Origin of the sequence: Actinomadura meyerae (assembly GCF_900188445.1) — a bacterium.
In the GTDB taxonomy this organism is placed as follows: Bacteria; Actinomycetota; Actinomycetes; order Streptosporangiales; family Streptosporangiaceae; genus Spirillospora; species Spirillospora meyerae.
Map to the genome: position 1 here is coordinate 109,284 of NZ_FZOR01000016.1, position 17,935 is coordinate 127,218.

Below are 17,935 nucleotides of genomic sequence, written 5' to 3' on the forward strand. Positions count from 1 at the left end.
CTTACCGCTGACGGGCGTAACTCAGTCGTGTCGTCGCGGCGAGACGGTGGCTACTTCATGTGGTTGGGCGCCATCGGAACCAGTAGTTCACGGACTCGGCCTCGTCAGGGTCTCTGGCGACGAAACGCATTTCGCGCTTCATCCGGCGCGCATTGTCAGGTGCTTGCCGGTGTGGTGCGAGTAGGGCGTCCAGCTCGTCGTAGCGGGCGTTGCCTCCATGGCCGGGGTGGGTCTCGGGCCCTACCTCCCCTGCCCGGTAGCGCTCGCTCCACTTGACGAAAATCTCGGACTGCTCGCGCTCCCACTCCAGCGCTTCAGTGCTCGCAGGCCAGACCTCGTACTCGTCGTCTTCGTGGTAACGCTCGTAGTGGTGGCCCTTGAAGTAGTGGGGCCGGCCGTCGATATCGGCGACGCCGACGCGCGGGCCGTCGTACCAGTCCAGCTCGACGTGCGCGCGCTCGAATCCGTCCGCGATCAGCTGCGCTTCGTCCCAGATCTCAGCCACACTCGTACGCTACCGACAAGTTGGCCCCATTCGTGATCACATTTTCGGCTGGAGCAGCCTATGCAGCGTGATGACGTCTTTCGCCGTTGGTCTTACGGCTAGTGCTCAGTCTGAGCCATTGCTGTCAGGAACCAGCGCAGTTCCTTGCTGGGGTAGTTGGGCGGGTCCCAGCCGTTGATGATCGACAGTAGCTCCGAGTAGCGTTCGCGGCGCGGATCGGCGGCGGCGGTCAGGTAGGCCGCGAGGCTTTCGCGCAGGGCTGCGTCGTCTGTCTGCTCTTGGACGGCGGCGTAGGCGGTGGTGATTTGTTTGACGGCCTGAGCCGCTTCCGGGGAGTTGGTGGTGACGCGGGCGGTCAGCAGCAGGGCCACGGTCTCCGCGACGCGCGCGACGATGGGCTTGCGCGGTGGGGCCGTTTCCAAGGCGGGGTGCTCGGTGAACAGGCCGCGCATCAGTGACCGGAACTCCGGGTCTTCGGCGAGTTCGGCCAACTCCACCCATGCCTCCAACTGCTCGGACGTGGGGTCATCGGCCAGTTCGGGTGCCATGGATCGGTGCAGGACGCGCGAGAGCGGGCCCGCGTCGGGATCCCCGAATGCGCTGTGCAGGAAGTCGTCGACGAGGGCGTCACGCTCAGCGGCGGAAAGGCGGGCGAGTCGGTGCATGAAGTCCATCTCCTCGGGTGTGGAGCCACGCCTGGCCGCTGCTGAGAGCACCGCGTATCGCAGCCGCAGCACTCGCATCTGCACCGCTACTGCCTCGGCGTGGGTGGCGGCGGCCTCTGCGGCCGGTAGTCGGCGGTCCAAGATCTTCTCGATGGTGGCCAGGTCGATTCCGAGTTCGCGTAGCGTCCGTACCAGGCCGAGGCGCACTACGGCTTCCGGTGCGTACCGCCGATGCCCTGCCGCGCTTCTGCCAGCCTCCGGCACCAGTCCGCGCTCCGAGTAGAAGCGCACGGCCTTCACCGTGACTCCGCCGAGCCGCGCCAGCTCGCCGATCGAGTAGCCACCGTCCATGCCTGAAGCCTGGCACCTCCCCCAAGGGGAGCTTCAACCTGTAATGATCTTCTGCGGATCGTGGTGTGGAGGGGGCTGACTGGTGTCCGGTGACTTTGAGTTGACCATGGACGAGCTTCGGGTCGTGGCGCGTTTCGTGGCGGAGAGTGCGCAGGGCGTCCTGCCGGTGTTCGAGGAGGCCGTTCCCGGGGATTCCCGGCCGCGTGCGGCCCTTGATGCCGCTTGGGAATTCGTCAACGGTGCCAGGCGGACGAAGTTGCAGCGTGTGACGTCGTTGGACGCCCACCGGGCGGCGAAAGAGGCAGGTACCGAGGCCGCGCGGCTTGCCGCGCAGGCCGCCGGGGACGCCGCGTCCGCCGCCTATCTGCATCCGATCGCGCGGGCCACTCAGGTCGGGCACATCTTGCGGGGTCCGGCCAACGCGGCACGGATCGGCGAGTTGCAGGCCGGAGATGATTACGCGGTCGGAGACATGCTGATCGAGCAGACTCGGGGACGGGCCACGCCCGTGCTGGTCGATGTCCTGTCGCGGTATCCGCTTGCACCGGCCGGTAAGAGTCGCGCTGCCCAGCTCATGAGTGCTCTGGACGCTTCCTTGCGAGCCCGCTAAAGGACGTCGTAGGTCAGGTGTGTCGCGGTCGATGTCGGGATCACCGTGCGCTGCACCAGCGTGCGTGGTGCCCCGCCCCTGAAGAGGGGTGTTCCGGCGCCTAGGACGACAGGGGCCAGGTGAAGGGCCAGCACGTCGACCAGCCCGGCTTCGAACGCCGAGGCGACGGTGGCGCCGCCGCCCATGAGGATGACGTCCTTGTCCACCGCCTCGGCTTGCCGCCGGGCGGCGGCTACGGCGTCCGGCAGGCCCGTCGTGACGAACGTCCAGTCGAGGCCGGTGAGCCGAACCGACTCTGGCCGCGAGCTCGTCACGACGAAGAACGCGGGCTTGCCCACCTCGCCGGCGCCGTAGCCGGTCGTGTCGTCCCAGCCGCCGGGTCCGTCGACGATGTCGAAGAGGTTGCGGCCGAGGATGACGGCACCCGAGCGGGACGTCCCCTCACGGAGGATCCGGCGGTCGTCGGGGTCGTCGGAGAAGGCCCAGGTGTGCAGGGCCTCGCCACCGGTGCCGAGACCGTTCTCCAGGCTCGGGTCAGGGCCGGTGACGAAGCCGTCCAGGGAGACCGAGATGTCCGCGATGATTTGCGTCATGTCCAGGCTGACTCGCTGCGCCCCTGAGACTCATCGCTACGCCGAGGTCCTGCGGCGGAACAGAACGGCCGCGAGCGGCACGCTGATCACCACCGTGCCCAGGAGCCAGGCCGCCGCCACCGCGGCGGAGGAGCCCATCGGCTGGTCCAGGAGCAGTGAGCGGAGTGCTTCCACGATCGGTGTGATCGGCTGGTTGTCGGCGAAACCGCGCAGGGCGGCCGGCATGGTCTCGGCCGGGACGAACCCGTCCGACATGTACGGCAGGAACAGGACGAGGAAGCTGAACGCACCCGCCGCTTGGACCGACTTGACCAGGAGCCCCCAGAGCACCGCCAGCGACGACACCGCCACCACGTAACCCGCCAGTAGGGCCAGCGTGAACGCCCAGTCGACGAGTCCGGCGTCCGGGCGGAAGCCCAGGGCGACCGCAGCGACCAAGGCGATGCCGCACGCCACGACGTTGCGGACCAGCGAGGCGACCACATGCCCGGCCGGGACCGTCCAGCCGCTGATCGGCAGGGTGCGGAAGCGGTCGATCATGCCGCCGGTCATGTCCTCGGCGATGGCCGAGGCGGTCAGCGCGGCGCCGTAGCCGCCGGACATGAGCAGGATGGCGGGCACCACGAAGTCGATGTAGGCGAGGCCGCTGGAGCCGGTGTCGATCGCCCCGCCGAAGACGTGCACGAACAGCACCATCATGATCACCGGCAGCGCGGTGTTCACGATGAGGCCGTCGAGGAGGCGCAGTTCGCGGCGCAGGTCGCGGACGACGAGGCGGCGCAGATCACCCGCCGCGGTCAGGACGGCGCTCATGCCGCTCCCTCCGTGAGTTCGAAGAAGACGTCGTCGAGGGTGGGGGCGCGCAGCTCCACGCGCTCGACGGTGACGCCCGCGCGGTGCATCAGGTCCAGCGCGTGGCGCAGGTGGTCGGGGCCCTGGACGGCCATGGTGACCTCCCGTGCCTCCGCGTCGAGACGCGCCGAGGTGTCGCCGTTGAGCGCCGTCGCGGCGCGCGGTACGTCACCGGTCGCCGCCAGGCGCAGCAGCAGGCGCTCGGCGCCCACCTGGCGCTTCAGCGCGGCGGGAGAGTCGTCGGCCGCGACGCGGCCGTCGTTGATCACCACGACGCGGTCGGCGAGCCGGTCGGCCTCCTCCAGGTACTGGGTGGTGAGCAGGATGGTGGTTCCGGCGGCCAGCAGTTCCCGGATCACCGACCACAGCTCGGCGCGGCTGCGCGGGTCGAGCCCGGTCGTGGGCTCGTCCAGGAACAGGATGCGCGGCTCCGACACCATGCTCGCCGCGAGGTCGAGCCGGCGCCGCATGCCGCCCGAGTAGGTCGCGACGCGCCGGTTCGCGGCGGCGGCGAGGCCGAAGCGCTCCAGGAGTTCGCCCGCCCGCCGCCGGGCCCGGCGCCCGCCGAGGTGGCTGAGGCCGGCGAACAGTTCGAGGTTCTCCCGCCCGGTCAGCAGCTCGTCCACCGTGGCCTGCTGGGCGGTCAGGCCGATCGCCCGGCGCACCGCGACGCCCTCGCGGACGACGTCGTGCCCGCCGACGGTCGCCGTGCCGCCGTCGGGGGCGAGCAGCGTGGTCAGGATGCGCACGGTCGTGGTCTTGCCCGACCCGTTCGGGCCGAGGAGGGCCAGGAGCGACCCGGTGGGCACGGTCAGGTCGATCCCCTTCAGGACCGGGGTCCCCCCGAACGACTTCGTCAGGCCACGGGCCTGGATCGCTTCTGTGAATGTCATACTGTGTATCGCGTTCACTGTTTTGAGTATGCACAATTTCAGCAGCGGGTCAAGAAGGAGGGGTTCCATGGCGGACGACCGGACGCTGCCGCCGGTGCTGCGGCGCATGTGGGGACGCGAACCGGCGCCGCGCCGCGGGCCGCGGCCGCGGCTGGACCTCGCCGCGATCACCGCCGCCGCCATCGAGATCGCCGACGACGAGGGGCTCGCCGGGGTCTCGATGGCCAGTGTCGCCGCCCAGGTGGGCGTGGCGGCGACGGCCCTCTACCGGTACGTCGGCAGCAAGGAGGAGCTGCTCATCGCGATGACCGACGCCGTCGTGCCGGAGCCGCCCGAGCCGGACGGCCTCCCCTGGCGCGACTACCTCGCCCTCTGGTGCCGGGCGCAGCGCGACGCCGTCCTGCGGCACACGTGGCTGCTGTCCGTCGACCGGCTCGCCCCGCCGCTCGGCCCGCGCCGGCTGCTGTGGCTCGACCGCGCGCTGGCCTCCCTCGGCGGCACCGGGCTGCACGACGGCGAGAAGGTCAACGTGGCGACCGCCCTCGCCGGGTACGCGATCACCGACGCCGCGTTCGTCCACGGGGTCGGGGGCGGCGACCCGCAGATGGAGGCCGCCGAGATCGGCGGCGCCGCCGACTACGGCGACATGCTGGCCGAACTGCTCGACCCGGCGACCTATCCGGCCCTGTCGGCGGCGATGCGCTCGGGAGTCATGCACGGCGCGGAGGGCTGGTCGGACGACGGCGACTTCGTCTTCGGCCTCGACCTGCTGCTCGACGGCATCGAGGCGCTGATCGAGCGGCGCCGTGCGGCTCGGCCGGGTGCGTCTCAGGCCGGAGTGGACGACTCGTGCACGCGGCCGGAGGAGCCGAAGACCAGGTAGCGGTCGAAGTCGGCGGCGAACCAGCGGTCGTGGGTGACGGCCAGGACGGTTCCCGCGTAGGACGCCAGGCCCTCCTGGAGGGCTTCGGCGCTGGCCAGGTCGAGGTTGTCGGTCGGTTCGTCCAGGAGGAGCAGCGTCGCGCCCGACAGTTCGAGGAGCAGGATCTGCAGGCGGGCCTGCTGACCGCCGGAGAGCGTCTCGAACGGGCGGGAGCCCGCGGGGGCCAGCTCGTAGCGGGCGAACGCGGCCATGGCGTCGTTGCGGGTGAGCGCGTGCCGCGCCATGACGATGTCCGCCGGGGTGCGGCCGTGCAGGTCGGGGCGCGTGTGCGTCTGGACGAAGAGGCCGGGCACCACGCGGGCGCCGAGGCGGAACTCACCGGCGTGCGGGACGTCGTGCCCGGCCAGCAGGCGCAGGAACGTCGATTTGCCCGAGCCGTTCGAGCCCAGCACCGCGACGCGTTCGCCGTACCAGATCTCGGTGGCGAAAGGGCGGGTCAGACCGGTCAGCTCCAAGGATTCGCAGATCAAGGCTCGTTTGCCGGTGCGGCCGCCGCGCAGCCGCATCCGCACGTTCTGGTCCTTGGGCGCGCTGCGGGGCGGGCCCGCCTCTTCGAAGCGCGCCAGGCGGGTGCGGGCGGCCTGGTAGGACGAGGCCACCGCGTCGTTGTTGGCCGCGCGCTGGCGGAGCAGGTGGACGAGCTGCTTCAGGCGGGTGTGCTCCTCGTCCCAGCGGCGGCGCCGCTCGTGGAGGCGTTCGGTGCGTTCGCGGCGTGCCTGCGCATAGCCTGCGAAACCGCCGCCGTGGACCCAGATGTCGCGTGACTCCACGGTGATGATGCGGTCGGCCGTGTCGGCGATGAGCTGCCGGTCGTGAGAGACGAGGAGGACGGTCTTGGCCGTGGCGCGCAGCTTCTCCGCCAGCCATTCCTTCGCGGGCACGTCAAGGTAGTTGTCGGGCTCGTCTAGGAGGAGCACCTCGTCCGGGCCGCGGAGGAGGGCTTCCAGGACGAGACGCTTCTGCTCCCCGCCCGAGAGGGTCGTCACGCCGCGCGTCTTCGCCTCGTCGAACGGCAGGCCGAGTGCGGCGGTCGTGCAGGCGTCCCAGACGACCTCGATGTCGTAGCCGCCCGCATCCGTGTAGTCGGTGATCGCCTCGGCGTAGGCGAGCTGGGTGCGCTCACTGTCGTCCAGGTCGCGTTCAGCGCGGGCCAGGCGCTCCGCCGCGCCGCGCACTCGTTCGGGCGCCACCGACAGCAGCAGGTCGTGGACGGTCCGGCCGTCGCGGATACCGCCGATGAACTGCCGCATCACGCCGAGGCCGCCGGTGCTCGTGACGACACCGTCCGACGGCTGGACGTCGCCGGCGATCAGCCGCAGAAGCGTCGTCTTGCCCGCGCCGTTCGGGCCGATGAGCGCGGCCTTGGCCCCCTCCCCCACGCGGAAGGAGACGTCGTCCAGCAGGAGTCGCCCGTCGGGCAGGGCGTAGCTCAGCCGGCTCACCTCGATGTGCCCCACACACTCTCCTAGTACAGCGGTCGAGTTACTAGACCAATGAGCCGGTACTCGTTCAATGTACTAGTCTCGGTCGCATGACGGAGAGCGTGTGGTTGCGCGAAGGACGCCGGTCACGGCGGGAGGGGCCGCCGCTGTCCCGGGAGCGGATCGTGGCCGAGGCCGTGGCGCTGCTGGACGAGGAGGGCGCCGGGCGGCTCACCATGCGGCGCCTCGCCGAGCGCCTCGACACCGGGTCCACGACGCTGTACTGGCACGTCAAGACCAAGGACGACGTGCTCGAACTGGCCCTCGACAGCATCTTCGGCGACGTGGCGCTGCCGCACGGCGACCAGGACTGGCGCGCCGCCGTGGTCACGCTGATGTCGGGCTGGCGGCGCGCGATGCTCGACCATCCGTGGTCGGCGGCGGTCCTGGGCGGACGCCCCCTGCTGGGCCCCAACGTGCTCGCCCGCACGGACTTCCTCTACGCGACGCTCGCCGCGACGGGACTGACCGGTGCGCGCCTCGCCACCGCCGCGTACGCGGTGGCGAACTACGTCATCGGGTCGGCGCTCATGGAAGTCGGCGCGCAGGATTCCACCCCCAGCGCCGCCGCCGAGCATCTCGCCCGCAGCCGCGACCTGTACCCGGCTCTCGCCGAGCACGGCCACCTGGACGACGGCGACTGGGACGCCGCGTTCGTCCAGGGGCTCGACTACCTCCTCGACGGGATCGGCGGCGTCACTTCCCCGTGAGGGTGACGACCTTGAGGCCCGGTGCCTTGTTGATCTCGCCGGCGCAGAACCGCTCGGTGACCCACTGCTTCTTGGAGAAGAGGCGGGTCTGGTCCGCGTAGTGCGGAGACGTCGGGTCGGTCGACTGCGAGTAGGTGAGGAGGGTCCGGGTGTCGGGGCACTTGTCGCCGTCGAACGAGACGACCTGGACGTAGCTGGAGCCCGTGGTGATCTCCGTGTAGCCCTTGCCCGGCGCCCACGTGCCCTCGACCTTGTTCAGGATGCCGAGGTTCTCGGTGCCGCCGCCGATCGGGATCCGCTCGCCGTTGCGGGTGACGTACTGGTGGTCGCCGAGCGGCGCGTCCAGCGGGATGTTCGACTTCTTCAGCTCGTCCACCGCGTCCAGCAACGCCTTGCGGGCGGCCAAGGAGCCGGTGTTGAAGTCGCGTGGCGTGTTGACCGGGTCGGACGCGTTGAACGGCGTCTTCCACAGGTCCCACGCGGAGAGCGCCTTGCGCCAGTACCGGTCGAAGAGGAGCGCGCCGCGGCTGCCGGTGTCGGCCGTCTTGTCCCACTTGGCCAGGACGTCGCAGGGCTCGCCGAGGCCCATGTCGCGGCACATCGTCACCGTTCCGGCCGCGGCGAGTTCCCCCGCGTGGTTGCGGTTGGCGAAGACCAGGTCCTGCATGTCGGCGCGGGTGAACTTGCTCGCGGCGAGCTGGTCCTGGACGGAGACGATGCCGCTCCTCGTGCGGAGGCTGCGGGCGGCCTTCTCGTCGCCGATGATGCGGTCGTAGCCGGTCAGCGGCTTCTCCGGGTTGGACAGCCAGTAGCTGTCGTTGGAGTTGGTGACGTAGTCGCCGCGGGTCAGCACCGGGTACCGGTCGGGGTCGAGAATCCCCGGCTGGACGGTCCCCGGCGCCTTGCCCGGTGCGCAGGACGACCGGGTGCCGTCCAGGATCGCGAGGCCCGCCTGCCGCAGCGTCAGGTGGCCGAGGAGGGAGTTGCAGCGGTCCGCGAACGCGTTCGTGACGTTCGGCAGCACCTGGATCTGGGCGAACAGCGCCTTGCCGCGCGCGTCGGCCGCGATGGTGTTCACCCAGGGCAGGCCCTGGGTCTGCTTCAGCGCGCGGACGGCGTCATCGGTCGTGCGGGCCTTGCCCAGGGCGAGCGAGGTGTTCGCCAGGCGCAGGTTCGTGGCGTTCGGGTCGGTGAGCGCGTAGGCGTTCCAGGTCGTCCACGGCAGCCCGATGGACGAGACGGACGTGACGATCGGCCCGTAGCGGCTCCGCCACTGCGTCCTGGTGACCGGCTTGACCGAGCCGTCCGCCTGCTTCGCCTGGACGGTGACCCGCCGCTGGGTCATCTTCTCGACCTTGCCGTCCACGAAGTAGGACGTCGGGTCGCCCGGCACCAGCCGCAGCTCGGTGAGGCTGAACGGGACGCCGGTCGCGACGGTGTGGCTCCACGCGAACGTCGAGGTGTGGCCGATGTTGACGGACGGCGACCCGAGCAGCGCGGCGCCGCTCACGTTCAACTTGCCGGGGATCGTCTGCTGCATCTGCCAGAAGCGCCGCCCGTTGTGCCACGGGTAGTGCGGGTTGCCGAGGAGCAGGCCGCGCCCGTTCGCGGTGGCGCCGCCGCCGACGGCGATGGCGTTGCTGCCCATGTCGGCGTCCGCCAGCAGCTTGCGGGCGCCCTCGGCGGCCTTCGCGAGGGGCGGCGCCTTGGCCTGCGCGGCGTCCGGAGGCGCCGCCACGGTGATCTGGTCGGTGACCATGCCGGAGCCGCCGAGCATGGCGAGGGCGTAGCCGCGCCGGTAGACGTCCAGCTCGGTGATGGGCCGCAGCCACGCGGCGCCCTTGCACGCCGGGTCGGTGATCTTGCCCTCGCGCAGGTAGCGGTTGTAGCCGGCGGCCCAGCCGCGGCTGAGTTCGCGCACCTCGGTGCTCGGGCCGTAGGGGGCGGGCGCGGCGGCCAGCCGCTCGACCACCTTGCTGTCGTTGATGCCGGTGAAGAACACGTCGCTGGCGAGGTTGGTGGACGCCGACGACAGCGCCCTGTCCGGTGCGCCGTCCGGGCCGAAGTACCTGGAGCGCTCCCCGCTCAGCGTGACGACACCCTGCGCGAGCAGGCACAGGTCGTCCTTGGCCGCCGCGTAGCCGGTGCCGTACCCGAGGCCGGCGTAGTCCGGCGCGGTGATGTGCGGAATGCCGTACTCGGTGTAGCGGATCGTCGCCGACATGGGGCGCTCGCTGGTCGCGGCGGCGGACGAGGTCACGGCGGCGGACGAGGTCACGGGCGTCAGGACGGCGGCGGCGACCACCGCGGCTCCGGCCGCGCGCAGGACGGTACGCGACATGGGACTCCTTGATCACAGAAGTCCCGCAAAGTTCGCACAAGTGATCGTTCCTGGCAAGACCTACGGGAGGAGGCCGGGGAGGTCGGCCGCGTGGTCCTGGAGGTAGGCGGCGAGCGTCTCGGGGATCAGGTCGATCGCGGCCAGGTCCCCAGGGGTGCACGGGACGAGGTCGACGTCGTAGCGGCCCCGCGCCGGGTCCTCGAACTCGGGGCCGTGGCGGCGGGACAGGTCCATCGAGGCCAGCCGGCAGACGTAGAAGGTGTTGAGGCGGTACAGCCCGGGCGACTCCTCCCCGCACGCGAACACCTGCCGGACGGGCCCGGCGGTGGCGCCGAGCTCCTCGTCCAGCTCGCGGCGCAGCGCGGCCTCCGGGGACGCGTCGTCCGGCTCGATCTTCCCGCCCGGGGTCGTCCAGTAGACGGGCCGGTCGGGGCGGGTGCGGCGCAGCAGGACGAGCGCGTCGCCGTCGAGGAGGAGGGCGCGCACGGCCCGGCGGACCCTCACGAGTTCAGGTAGGCCAGGACGGCCAGGACGCGGCGGTGCCCGCTGTCGGACGGCGGCAGGCCGAGCTTGGCGAACACCGCGCCGATGTGCTTGCTGACCGAGCGCTCGGTGATGACGAGGGTGGCGGCGATGGTGGCGTTGTCGAGGCCCTGCGCCATCAGCCCGAGGACCTCGCGCTCGCGCGGCGTGAGCGCCTGCAGCGGGTCCTGGCGGGTGGTCATCAGCTGGGACACGACCTCGGGGTCGAGGGCGGTGCCGCCCGCCGCGACGCGGTCGAGGGCGTCCAGGAACTCGTCGACCCGGCTGACGCGGTCCTTCAGCAGGTAGCCGATGCCCTCGGCGCCGCCGGCGAGCAGCTCGGCGGCGTAGGTCTCCTCGACGTACTGCGACAGCACGAGCAGCGGCAGGCCGGGGATCCGCTTGCGCGCCTCGATCGCCGCGCGCAGCCCCTCGTCGCGGAACCCGGGCGGCAGCCGCACGTCGAGGACGGCGGCGTCGGGCCGGTGCTCCAGGATCGCGGGCAGCACCTCGGGCCCCTCGCCGGCGACGGCGACGACCTCGTGACCGCCCGCGTTCAGCAGCATGACGAGGCCCTCGCGGAGGAGCACGTTGTCCTCGGCGATCACGATCCGCACGGCAGCTCCACCTCGAGCGTCGTCCCTTCTCCGTCGGGGCTGTCGATGCGGGTCGTCCCGTCGAGCGCCGCCACCCGGCGGCGGATGCCGGCGAGCCCGCTGCCCCGGTCCGGATCGGCCCCGCCCTTGCCATCATCCCGCACGCTGATCACCAGGCGGGCAGGGTCGCGGCGCAGCACCACCCGGCCGTGGCGCGCGCCGCTGTGCTTGGCGATGTTGGTGAGGGCCTCGGCGACGACGAAGTAGGCGGCGGCCTCGACGGCGGCGGGCGCCCGGCCGTCCGCTACGTCCAGCTCCACCGGGATCGGCTGGCCCGCGGCGAGCGCGCGCAGCGCCCCGGCGAGGCCCCGGTCGGACAGGATCGGCGGGTAGATGCCGCGGATCACCGTGCGGAGCTGGGTGAGCGCCTCCTCGATGCCCTCCCTGGCCTCCAGGAACAGGGTGCGGGCGGCGTCCGGGTCGGTGCCGAAGCGGCGGTCGGCGAGGCCGAGCCGCAGCGCGGCGGCGACGAGCTGGGCCTGCGTCCCGTCGTGCAGGTCGCGCTCGATGCGGCGCAGCTCGGCGCCGTGCGCCTCCAGCGCCTCGGCGCGGGTCTCGGTCAGCTCCTCGACCCGCTCGCTGAGGCTGGTGCGGTGGGTCGGGCCGAGCAGCGCGGCGGCGAGCCGGGCCTGCCAGCGGACGAGCCGCGGCACCAGCCACAGCAGGACGAGCAGGTCGAACGCCCCCTGGACGAACGGCATCGTCAGCGCCTTCGGCCAGCTGTCCAGCGTGATGAACGCCGACTGGGAGCCCTCGGGCGCCGCCCACCACCACAGCGGCAGCGACAGCGTGAAAGGGATCGCCGGCCAGATCGCCACCGCGATCAGCGCGGCCTGCAGGCCGGTGAGGCCGTGCACCGCCATCCAGGCCGCGTCCCGCCAGGTCGTCCGCGATGCCAGCAGCCGCCGCCCCTCGGCCAGGCCGTCGCCCACGGGGCGGTACGGCTCGGGGATCTCGCGGCCGAGCAGCCGGCCGGCCCGGCGCCGCTCGGCGTTCGCGAGCCGGCGCAGCGGCCGGACGGCCGACGGCAGCCACGGCAGCACGACGGGCAGCAGCACCAGGAAGGCGATCAGCGGGGCCAGCCCGAACAGCGCGGGCGCGGCGGTGCGCAGGGCGCCGACCAGCTCGCGGGTCGCGTCCACGCTGCGTTTCAGTGCGGTTCTCATGTCACCTCGCCATCACGGTAGGCGACGGTGGGGCCCCGCGCAGCCGGGCCCGCACCCCTGACGAGGGTGTAGCCCGCTCCACCATGGACTCGTCCGGGACGACCGAACCGCACAGGTCGTCCCCCAGGCGGCCTCTCCGCCGTTACGATCGCCACTGGCATGCTCTGTACCGGAACGGCGTGAAATGGATGATGTGGAGGTCCGGCACCTGCCGGGCGATCTGCCGCAGCTGTTCGACGACGGTGTCGGGGACGACACCGCCGCGCGGACGCTGTCGGTGCCTCTGCCCGACGGGGACCTGGTCTGGCCCGACCCCGGCTACCCGCAGCGGCGGCCGCTCATGCGGCCCGCGCTCTGGCTGAGCGACGACCCGGTCCGCGGCGACCTGTGGGCCGCGCTGCGCGCCGAGCACCACCGGTCGGGGCTCTGGCCGCTGCTGATGGACGAGAGCGACCAGCCGTGGGCGGCCGGGCAGATCGCGCCGGAGCCGGTGAGCGAGGTCGCGAACTACCATCCGCACGCCTTCATGTACGAGGTGTGGGCCGACTTCGCCGAGCAGGCCGCCGACGGCGACCTGGAGGACCTCGCCCCCTACGGCCGGCACTGCCCCGGCCCCGCCCCGGCCGGGGTGCCGCTGGACGACCCGGGCAGCGTGGCCGACCGCCACGCCCGCCTGCTCGCCGCCCGCGGGCTCTCGCTGGGGCTCGTCGCGGTGGAGCGGGGCGCCGACGCGCTGGCCGCCGTCGGCTGGCAGGGCGCCCTCAACCACAACGAGTGGACGGCGCCGCTGTCGGCCGTCCTGCGCAGCTGGGAGGACCGGTTCGGCGCGCGCGTCGTCGGGCTCGGCTTCAACACGCTGGAGCTGAGCGTCGCCGCGCCTCCCGTCACCACCCGGCACGCCGTGCAGGTCGCGGCCGAGCACTGGGCGTTCTGCCCCGACATCCTGTTCCAGGGCCCGGGCACCCTCACCGGGTACGCGGAGGAGATCCGCGGCAAGACCTACTGGTCGTTCTGGTGGGACTGACCGGCCTTCGGGCCGGCCGGCCCTGACCGGCCGCCGCTGACCGGCCGACCGGCCAAAAGGTCGGTCATGGCGTGTGAACCTCCAGGTCATTTGCGCCGGTAACTCCCTGAGGGACGGTTACGGTGGGGCGGGTGAGCACCGGGTGGCGCGGCCCGGACGGGCCCCGGGCGACCCGCGCGGGCGGCACCCTCGCGCGTCCGCCGTCCGGTCCGGGGGCACTGAGGGGGCGCTGCCATGACCGATGGAGCGGGCGACGGGCACATCACCGAACTGCTGCGCGCCTGGCGGGAGCCGGTGCTGAGCCGCTGGACCGAACTGGTCGGGACGAGCGTCCGCGGGCGCATCACCGAGGCCGAGCTCCGCTCGGAGCTGGACGAGATGTACGGGCTGGTCGAGCGGGCCCTCGGCGGCGACGAGACCGCCGCCGGGGAGCTGCGGGCGACGCTCGCGGAGATCTCCCGCGGGCGGGCCCGGCAGGGCTTCAGCCCGACCGAGGTCGCGATCGGCGTGTTCGCGCTGAAGCAGGCGCTGTACGAGCAGGTGCGCGCCACCCAGGACCGCCGGGCCTACGGCGAGCTGATCGACTTCTCCGCCTACGTCGACGAGCTGGGCCTCGCCACGTTCGAGACCTACGCCGCCGCCCGCGAGCAGGTCATCGCCGACCAGGCCGAGCAGCTGCTGGAGCTGTCGACGCCCGTCGTGAAGCTGTGGGACGGGATCCTCGGCGTCCCCCTCGTCGGCACGCTGGACTCGGCCCGCACCCAGGTGGTGATGGAGACGCTGCTGGAGACGCTGGTGGACACCGGCTCCCGGTTCGCGGTGATCGACATCACCGGGGTGTCCGCCGTGGACACCGAGGTGGCCCAGCACCTGCTGAAGACCGTCATGGCGGCCCGGCTGATGGGCACCGAGTGCGTGATCTCCGGCGTCCGGCCGCAGATCGCGCAGACGATCGTGACGCTCGGCATCGAGTTCGGCGACATCGTGACGAAGGCCGACCTCGCCGACGCGCTGGCGTACACGCTCGACCGCAGCGGCGTGCGCCTGGCCCGCGAGGAGGGCGCCTGATGGACCGCGTGCCCATCCTCAAGATCGGGAACGTCCTGCTGGTGTCGATCCAGCTCGACCTGCAGGACCAGACCGTCCTGGCGCTCCAGGAGGACCTGGCCGACCGGATCACCGCCACCGGCGCGCACGGCGTCATCATCGACATCACCGCGGTGGAGATCGTCGACTCGTTCATCGGCCGCATGTTCGCCACCATCGCCGCCATGTCGCGGCTCATGGACGCCGAGACGGTGGTGGTCGGGATGCGCCCGGCGGTGGCGATCACGCTGGTGGAGCTCGGGCTCTCGCTCGGCGGGGTGCGCACCGCGCTGGACCTGGAGGAGGGCATGCGGCTGCTCGGCACGGGTGCGCGCGGCGGGGCGGGCGGCCCGTGACGTCCCCGCCCGGCGAGGAGGTGCCGATCGTGTCGGGCGATGACGTGGTGCGCGTCCGGCAGCTGGTGCGCGCCGCCGCGGCGGCGGCCGGGCTGTCGCTGGTCGACCAGACCAAGATCGTCACGGCGGCGAGCGAGCTGGCGCGCAACACCTACGCGTACGGCGGCGGCGGCACGATGCGGATCGAGCAGGCGGTGGACGACCGGGGCCGGACGGGCGTCCGCATCGTCTTCCACGACGACGGCCCGGGCATCCCGGACGTCGAGCGGGCCCTGTCGGCGGGCTGGTCGAGCGGCACCGGGCTCGGCCTCGGCCTGTCCGGCGCCCGCCGGCTGAGCGACGAGTTCGACCTGACCAGCGAGGCCGGGAAGGGCACCACGGTGACGGTGGCCAAATGGCCGCGCTGACCGGCGCCGGCTGGACCACCAGCCCGTCCGCCGACGACACGCTGCGGGTGCGGGTGGAGGAGGAGAGCGCCGCGGCGGGCGTGCGGCGGCGCGTCACCGCGCTCGCCGAGCGGCTCGGGTTCGCCGGGGAGCGCCTCGAACAGGTGCGGCTGGCCGCGACCGAGGCCGCGACGAACCTCGCCCGGCACGCCCGGCGGGGCGAGATGATCCTGCGCATCGTGCGGCACGACCGGACCGCGGTGGTGGAGTTCGTCGCCTTCGACCGGGGCCCCGGCATCACCGACGTGCCGGTGTCCCTGCGGAACGGCTACTCGACCCGCGGGACGCTCGGGCTCGGGCTGGGCTCGATCGAGCGGCTCGCCGACCGGTGCGCCCTGTACTCGCTGCCCGGGGCCGGCACCGTGCTGTACGCGCGGTTCCGGCCGCCCGGCGCGCCCGCCGGCGACGCCGCGGCCGACCCGCCGTTCGCCGGCCTGACGGTGCCGATCGACGGCGAGGAGCAGTGCGGCGACGCCTACACCGCCCGCCTCCTGGACGGCACCGTCTACGCGCTGCTCTGCGACGGCCTCGGGCACGGCCCGCTCGCCGCGCGCGCGGCCTGGGAGGCCGTCCGGGCGGCGCACGAGACGGCGCTGCCCGCCTCCCCCGCCGACGTCCTGATGAGCGTCCGGCGGCGGCTCATCCCGACCCGCGGCGGCGCCGTGGCCGTCGCGGTCGTCGACCCGGCCGCCGGGCGGGTGCGCTACGCCGGGATCGGCAACATCGCCGGGTGGATCGTCGCGCCGGACCGCCGGCAGGGCATGATCTCCGTGCCGGGGATCGCCGGGACGACCGCCGGGCGGATCCGGGAGCACTCCTACACGCTGCCCCCGGGCGCGGCCGTGGTGCTGCACTCCGACGGGCTCACCGGCCGCTGGAGCCTCGCCGACCGGCCGGGCCTGCACCTGCGCGACCCGCTGCTGATCGCGGCGACGCTGCTGCGCGACGCCGGCGCGCACCACGACGACCGGTCCGTGCTCGCGATCGCGACGGACGGGCGGTGGTGAGGCGTGGCCGAGGACCTGGTCCGCATGGAGATCTCGGACGAGGAGGGCGTGTTCACCGTCCGGCGGGCGGGCCGGCAGGTCGCCGCCGCGGTCGGCCTCGAACACCAGGACCAGGTCCGCGTCGCGACCGCGCTCAGCGAGGTCGGCCGGGAGCTGTACGCGTGCTCGGGGCTCGTGTCGGTGGCGTTCCGGCTCGACCCGGGGCGGCACCCGGCGCTGGTGGTCGAACTGGACCTGCGCCCGCGCCCGGACGCGGTGCGGACGACCGCGTGCCAGGTCGCGGCGGCGCGGCTGGTGAGCCTGCTGGAAGAGGAGGAGACCGCGGAGGGCGGCGTCCGCCTCCGGCTGCGCAAGGACCTGCCCTCCGGCGCCGCGCCGGTCGGCGAGGGAGAGCTGAGCAGGCTCCGCGCGCGGCTCTCCCGGCTGCACCCCCTGCCCGCCCTGGAGGAGCTGCAGACGCAGAACACGGAGCTGACCGCCGCGCTCACGGATCTGCAGCGGCGGCAGGAGGAGCTGCGGACCCTCAACGCGGAGCTGGAGGAGACCAACCACGGGGTCATGGCCCTCTACAGCGAGCTCTCCGAGGAGCTCGAGGAGACGAACCGGGGCGTCGTGGCGCTGTACGCCGAGCTGGAGGAGAAGTCCGACCAGCTGCGCGAGGCCGGCGAGGCCAAGAACCGGTTCTGGGCCGGCATCAGCCACGAGCTGCGCACGCCGGTGAACGGCGTCATCGGGCTCACCCGGCTGCTGCTCGACCCGTCCGCCGACCCGCTCACCGAGGAGCAGCGGCAGCAGATCACCCTGATCCGCGACACCGGCGGCACCCTGCTGTCGATGGTGAACGAGCTGCTGGACATGGCCAGGGCCGAACAGGGCCGGCTGGAGCCGAACCCGGCGCCGGTGGACGTGCCGGCGCTGCTGGCGGAGCAGGCGGAGCTGCTGAACCCGATGGCCGAGCAAGCCGGTCTGTCCCTCGTCGTGGACGACGCGGACGCGCCGCGCGACTTCGTCACCGACCCGGAGATGCTGTCCCGGATCCTGCGGAACCTCGTGGGGAACGGCCTGAAGTTCACCGAGGAGGGCGGGGTGCGGGTGTCGGCGCGGCGGGCCGGCGAGGACGTGGAGTTCGCCGTGGCCGACACCGGGGTGGGGATCCCGCCCGACGAGCGGGAGCGGGTCTTCGAGGAGTTCCACCGGGTGCCCGGCAGCGGCGGCACCGGCACCGGGCTCGGCCTGCCCTTCGCCCGCCGGCTCGCCCGCATCCTCGGCGGCGACGTGACCCTGGACAGCGCCGTGGGCGAGGGGACGACCGCCACCGTGCGGCTGCCGCCGTACCGGGACATGGCCCACCTCGACCTCGGCCACGTCCTGATCGTGGACGACGACGCGACGGCCCGCCGCACCCTGCGCGACCTGGTGGACGCGGCCGCCGACCGGATCAGCGAGGCCGCCGACGGGAACGCCGCGCTGGCCGCCGCCGCGGCGGACCCGCCCGACCTCGTCCTGCTGGACCTGCGCATGCCCGGCCGGGACGGCTACGACGTCCTCGCCGGGCTGCCCGCCGGGACGCCGGTCGTCCTGGTCACCTCGGCGAACGCCGCCGCGTCCGACGACCCCCGGCTCCGCCGCGCCGACGCGGTGCTCGGCAAGGACCGGATCGGCCCCGAGCCGCTCGCCGCGGCGATACGCTCCGCTCACGCCCGCCGGGCACGGGAGGGTAGGTGACCG

At 72.8% G+C, this 17,935-nt stretch carries 19 protein-coding genes; 9 read left to right on the plus strand and 10 right to left on the minus strand.

Annotated features, from left to right (window positions below):
* Positions 1-55 precede the first annotated feature (55 nt).
* Together CHF16_RS18245 and CHF16_RS18250 are read right to left on the minus strand one after the other, a co-directional pair.
* The gene (locus CHF16_RS18245; RefSeq protein WP_089327263.1) at positions 56-505 is read right to left on the minus strand and encodes a hypothetical protein; all 450 of its coding nucleotides are present in this window, start codon (positions 503-505) and stop codon (positions 56-58) included.
* A gap of 98 nt (positions 506-603) precedes the next feature.
* The gene (locus CHF16_RS18250) at positions 604-1,521 is read right to left on the minus strand and encodes a MerR family transcriptional regulator (protein ID WP_089327264.1); all 918 of its coding nucleotides are present in this window, start codon (positions 1,519-1,521) and stop codon (positions 604-606) included.
* A gap of 82 nt (positions 1,522-1,603) precedes the next feature.
* On the opposite strand from CHF16_RS18250, the gene CHF16_RS18255 reads away from it, so the two are divergent.
* Positions 1,604-2,131 carry a putative immunity protein gene (locus CHF16_RS18255; RefSeq protein WP_245868750.1) on the plus strand — a complete coding sequence of 176 codons (528 nt, stop codon included), beginning with the start codon at positions 1,604-1,606 and terminating at the stop codon, positions 2,129-2,131.
* Here the strand turns inward: CHF16_RS18255 and CHF16_RS18260 are convergent.
* Genes CHF16_RS18260 through CHF16_RS18270 form a run of 3 tightly spaced genes read right to left on the minus strand, consistent with a single transcriptional unit; the run spans position 2,128 to position 4,469 of the window.
* Positions 2,128-2,724, minus strand: a complete 597-nt coding sequence (locus CHF16_RS18260) for a dihydrofolate reductase family protein (RefSeq protein WP_089327265.1) — start codon at positions 2,722-2,724, stop codon at positions 2,128-2,130. The genes CHF16_RS18255 and CHF16_RS18260 overlap by 4 nt on opposite strands.
* Before the next feature lie 36 nt (positions 2,725-2,760).
* A complete protein-coding gene (locus tag CHF16_RS18265) occupies positions 2,761-3,537 on the minus strand; it encodes an ABC transporter permease (protein WP_089327266.1) in 777 nt (258 codons plus the stop codon).
* Positions 3,534-4,469: an ATP-binding cassette domain-containing protein gene (locus CHF16_RS18270; protein WP_089327267.1), complete on the minus strand. Its 936-nt coding sequence runs from the start codon at positions 4,467-4,469 to the stop codon at positions 3,534-3,536. Before CHF16_RS18270 ends, CHF16_RS18265 begins: the two co-directional genes overlap by 4 nt.
* A 67-nt stretch (positions 4,470-4,536) precedes the next feature.
* Here CHF16_RS18270 and CHF16_RS18275 point away from each other — a divergent pair, with 67 nt between their 5' ends.
* A complete protein-coding gene (locus CHF16_RS18275; protein WP_089327268.1) occupies positions 4,537-5,352 on the plus strand; it encodes a TetR/AcrR family transcriptional regulator in 816 nt (271 codons plus the stop codon).
* Here CHF16_RS18275 and CHF16_RS18280 read toward each other — a convergent pair.
* A complete protein-coding gene (locus CHF16_RS18280) occupies positions 5,298-6,869 on the minus strand; it encodes an ABC-F family ATP-binding cassette domain-containing protein (protein WP_089327269.1) in 1,572 nt (523 codons plus the stop codon). The two genes, CHF16_RS18275 and CHF16_RS18280, sit on opposite strands and share 55 nt — an antisense overlap.
* 74 nt (positions 6,870-6,943) lie before the next feature.
* Between CHF16_RS18280 and CHF16_RS18285 the strand changes: the two genes are divergently transcribed.
* A complete protein-coding gene (locus CHF16_RS18285; protein ID WP_089327270.1) occupies positions 6,944-7,603 on the plus strand; it encodes a TetR/AcrR family transcriptional regulator in 660 nt (219 codons plus the stop codon).
* Here the strand turns inward: CHF16_RS18285 and CHF16_RS18290 are convergent.
* From CHF16_RS18290 to CHF16_RS18305, 4 genes are read right to left on the minus strand one after another with little or no spacing between them, the layout of a single operon-like run.
* Positions 7,590-9,944 carry a penicillin acylase family protein gene (locus CHF16_RS18290; protein WP_089327271.1) on the minus strand — a complete coding sequence of 785 codons (2,355 nt, stop codon included), beginning with the start codon at positions 9,942-9,944 and terminating at the stop codon, positions 7,590-7,592. The genes CHF16_RS18285 and CHF16_RS18290 overlap by 14 nt on opposite strands.
* A gap of 60 nt (positions 9,945-10,004) precedes the next feature.
* A complete protein-coding gene (locus tag CHF16_RS18295; protein WP_218826720.1) occupies positions 10,005-10,430 on the minus strand; it encodes an NUDIX hydrolase in 426 nt (141 codons plus the stop codon).
* A 14-nt stretch (positions 10,431-10,444) separates the two neighbouring features.
* On the minus strand, positions 10,445-11,083 hold the full coding sequence (locus CHF16_RS18300) for a LuxR C-terminal-related transcriptional regulator (protein ID WP_089327273.1): 639 nt from the start codon (positions 11,081-11,083) through the stop codon (positions 10,445-10,447).
* Positions 11,071-12,288 (minus strand): sensor histidine kinase, encoded by a 1,218-nt coding sequence (locus tag CHF16_RS18305; protein ID WP_089327274.1) that lies wholly within the window; start codon positions 12,286-12,288, stop codon positions 11,071-11,073. The genes CHF16_RS18300 and CHF16_RS18305 overlap by 13 nt, the downstream gene beginning before the upstream one ends.
* 184 nt (positions 12,289-12,472) lie before the next feature.
* Between CHF16_RS18305 and CHF16_RS18310 the strand changes: the two genes are divergently transcribed.
* The 6 genes from CHF16_RS18310 to CHF16_RS18335 all read left to right on the plus strand — a co-directional run bounded on the left by CHF16_RS18310 (position 12,473) and on the right by CHF16_RS18335 (position 17,932).
* Entirely contained in the window at positions 12,473-13,312 is an 840-nt protein-coding gene (locus CHF16_RS18310) for a DUF4253 domain-containing protein (protein WP_089327275.1), read from the plus strand.
* 234 nt (positions 13,313-13,546) lie between these two features.
* Positions 13,547-14,380, plus strand: coding sequence for an STAS domain-containing protein (locus CHF16_RS18315; protein ID WP_089327276.1), 834 nt, complete (start codon positions 13,547-13,549; stop codon positions 14,378-14,380).
* Positions 14,380-14,754 carry an STAS domain-containing protein gene (locus CHF16_RS18320; RefSeq protein WP_171068859.1) on the plus strand — a complete coding sequence of 125 codons (375 nt, stop codon included), beginning with the start codon at positions 14,380-14,382 and terminating at the stop codon, positions 14,752-14,754. Before CHF16_RS18315 ends, CHF16_RS18320 begins: the two co-directional genes overlap by 1 nt.
* Positions 14,751-15,161, plus strand: a complete 411-nt coding sequence (locus CHF16_RS18325; RefSeq protein WP_089327277.1) for an anti-sigma regulatory factor — start codon at positions 14,751-14,753, stop codon at positions 15,159-15,161. The genes CHF16_RS18320 and CHF16_RS18325 overlap by 4 nt, the downstream gene beginning before the upstream one ends.
* Complete coding sequence (locus tag CHF16_RS18330; protein WP_089327278.1) at positions 15,149-16,207, plus strand: ATP-binding SpoIIE family protein phosphatase; 1,059 nt, start codon at positions 15,149-15,151, stop codon at positions 16,205-16,207. Before CHF16_RS18325 ends, CHF16_RS18330 begins: the two co-directional genes overlap by 13 nt.
* Before the next feature lie 3 nt (positions 16,208-16,210).
* Complete coding sequence (locus CHF16_RS18335) at positions 16,211-17,932, plus strand: ATP-binding protein (RefSeq protein ID WP_089327279.1); 1,722 nt, start codon at positions 16,211-16,213, stop codon at positions 17,930-17,932.
* Positions 17,933-17,935: the final 3 nt, after the last annotated feature.

Coding starts and splice junctions, on each gene's coding strand:
- CHF16_RS18275 (WP_089327268.1), top strand. CDS start 4,537: ATGGCGGACGACCGGACGCTGCCGCCGGTGCTGCGGCGCATGTGGGGA.
- CHF16_RS18290 (WP_089327271.1), bottom strand. CDS start 9,944: ATGTCGCGTACCGTCCTGCGCGCGGCCGGAGCCGCGGTGGTCGCCGCC.
- CHF16_RS18260 (WP_089327265.1), bottom strand. CDS start 2,724: ATGACGCAAATCATCGCGGACATCTCGGTCTCCCTGGACGGCTTCGTC.
- CHF16_RS18305 (WP_089327274.1), bottom strand. CDS start 12,288: ATGAGAACCGCACTGAAACGCAGCGTGGACGCGACCCGCGAGCTGGTC.
- CHF16_RS18250 (WP_089327264.1), bottom strand. CDS start 1,521: ATGGACGGTGGCTACTCGATCGGCGAGCTGGCGCGGCTCGGCGGAGTC.
- CHF16_RS18265 (WP_089327266.1), bottom strand. CDS start 3,537: ATGAGCGCCGTCCTGACCGCGGCGGGTGATCTGCGCCGCCTCGTCGTC.
- CHF16_RS18285 (WP_089327270.1), top strand. CDS start 6,944: ATGACGGAGAGCGTGTGGTTGCGCGAAGGACGCCGGTCACGGCGGGAG.
- CHF16_RS18310 (WP_089327275.1), top strand. CDS start 12,473: ATGGATGATGTGGAGGTCCGGCACCTGCCGGGCGATCTGCCGCAGCTG.
- CHF16_RS18315 (WP_089327276.1), top strand. CDS start 13,547: ATGACCGATGGAGCGGGCGACGGGCACATCACCGAACTGCTGCGCGCC.
- CHF16_RS18270 (WP_089327267.1), bottom strand. CDS start 4,469: ATGACATTCACAGAAGCGATCCAGGCCCGTGGCCTGACGAAGTCGTTC.
- CHF16_RS18320 (WP_171068859.1), top strand. CDS start 14,380: ATGGACCGCGTGCCCATCCTCAAGATCGGGAACGTCCTGCTGGTGTCG.
- CHF16_RS18330 (WP_089327278.1), top strand. CDS start 15,149: ATGGCCGCGCTGACCGGCGCCGGCTGGACCACCAGCCCGTCCGCCGAC.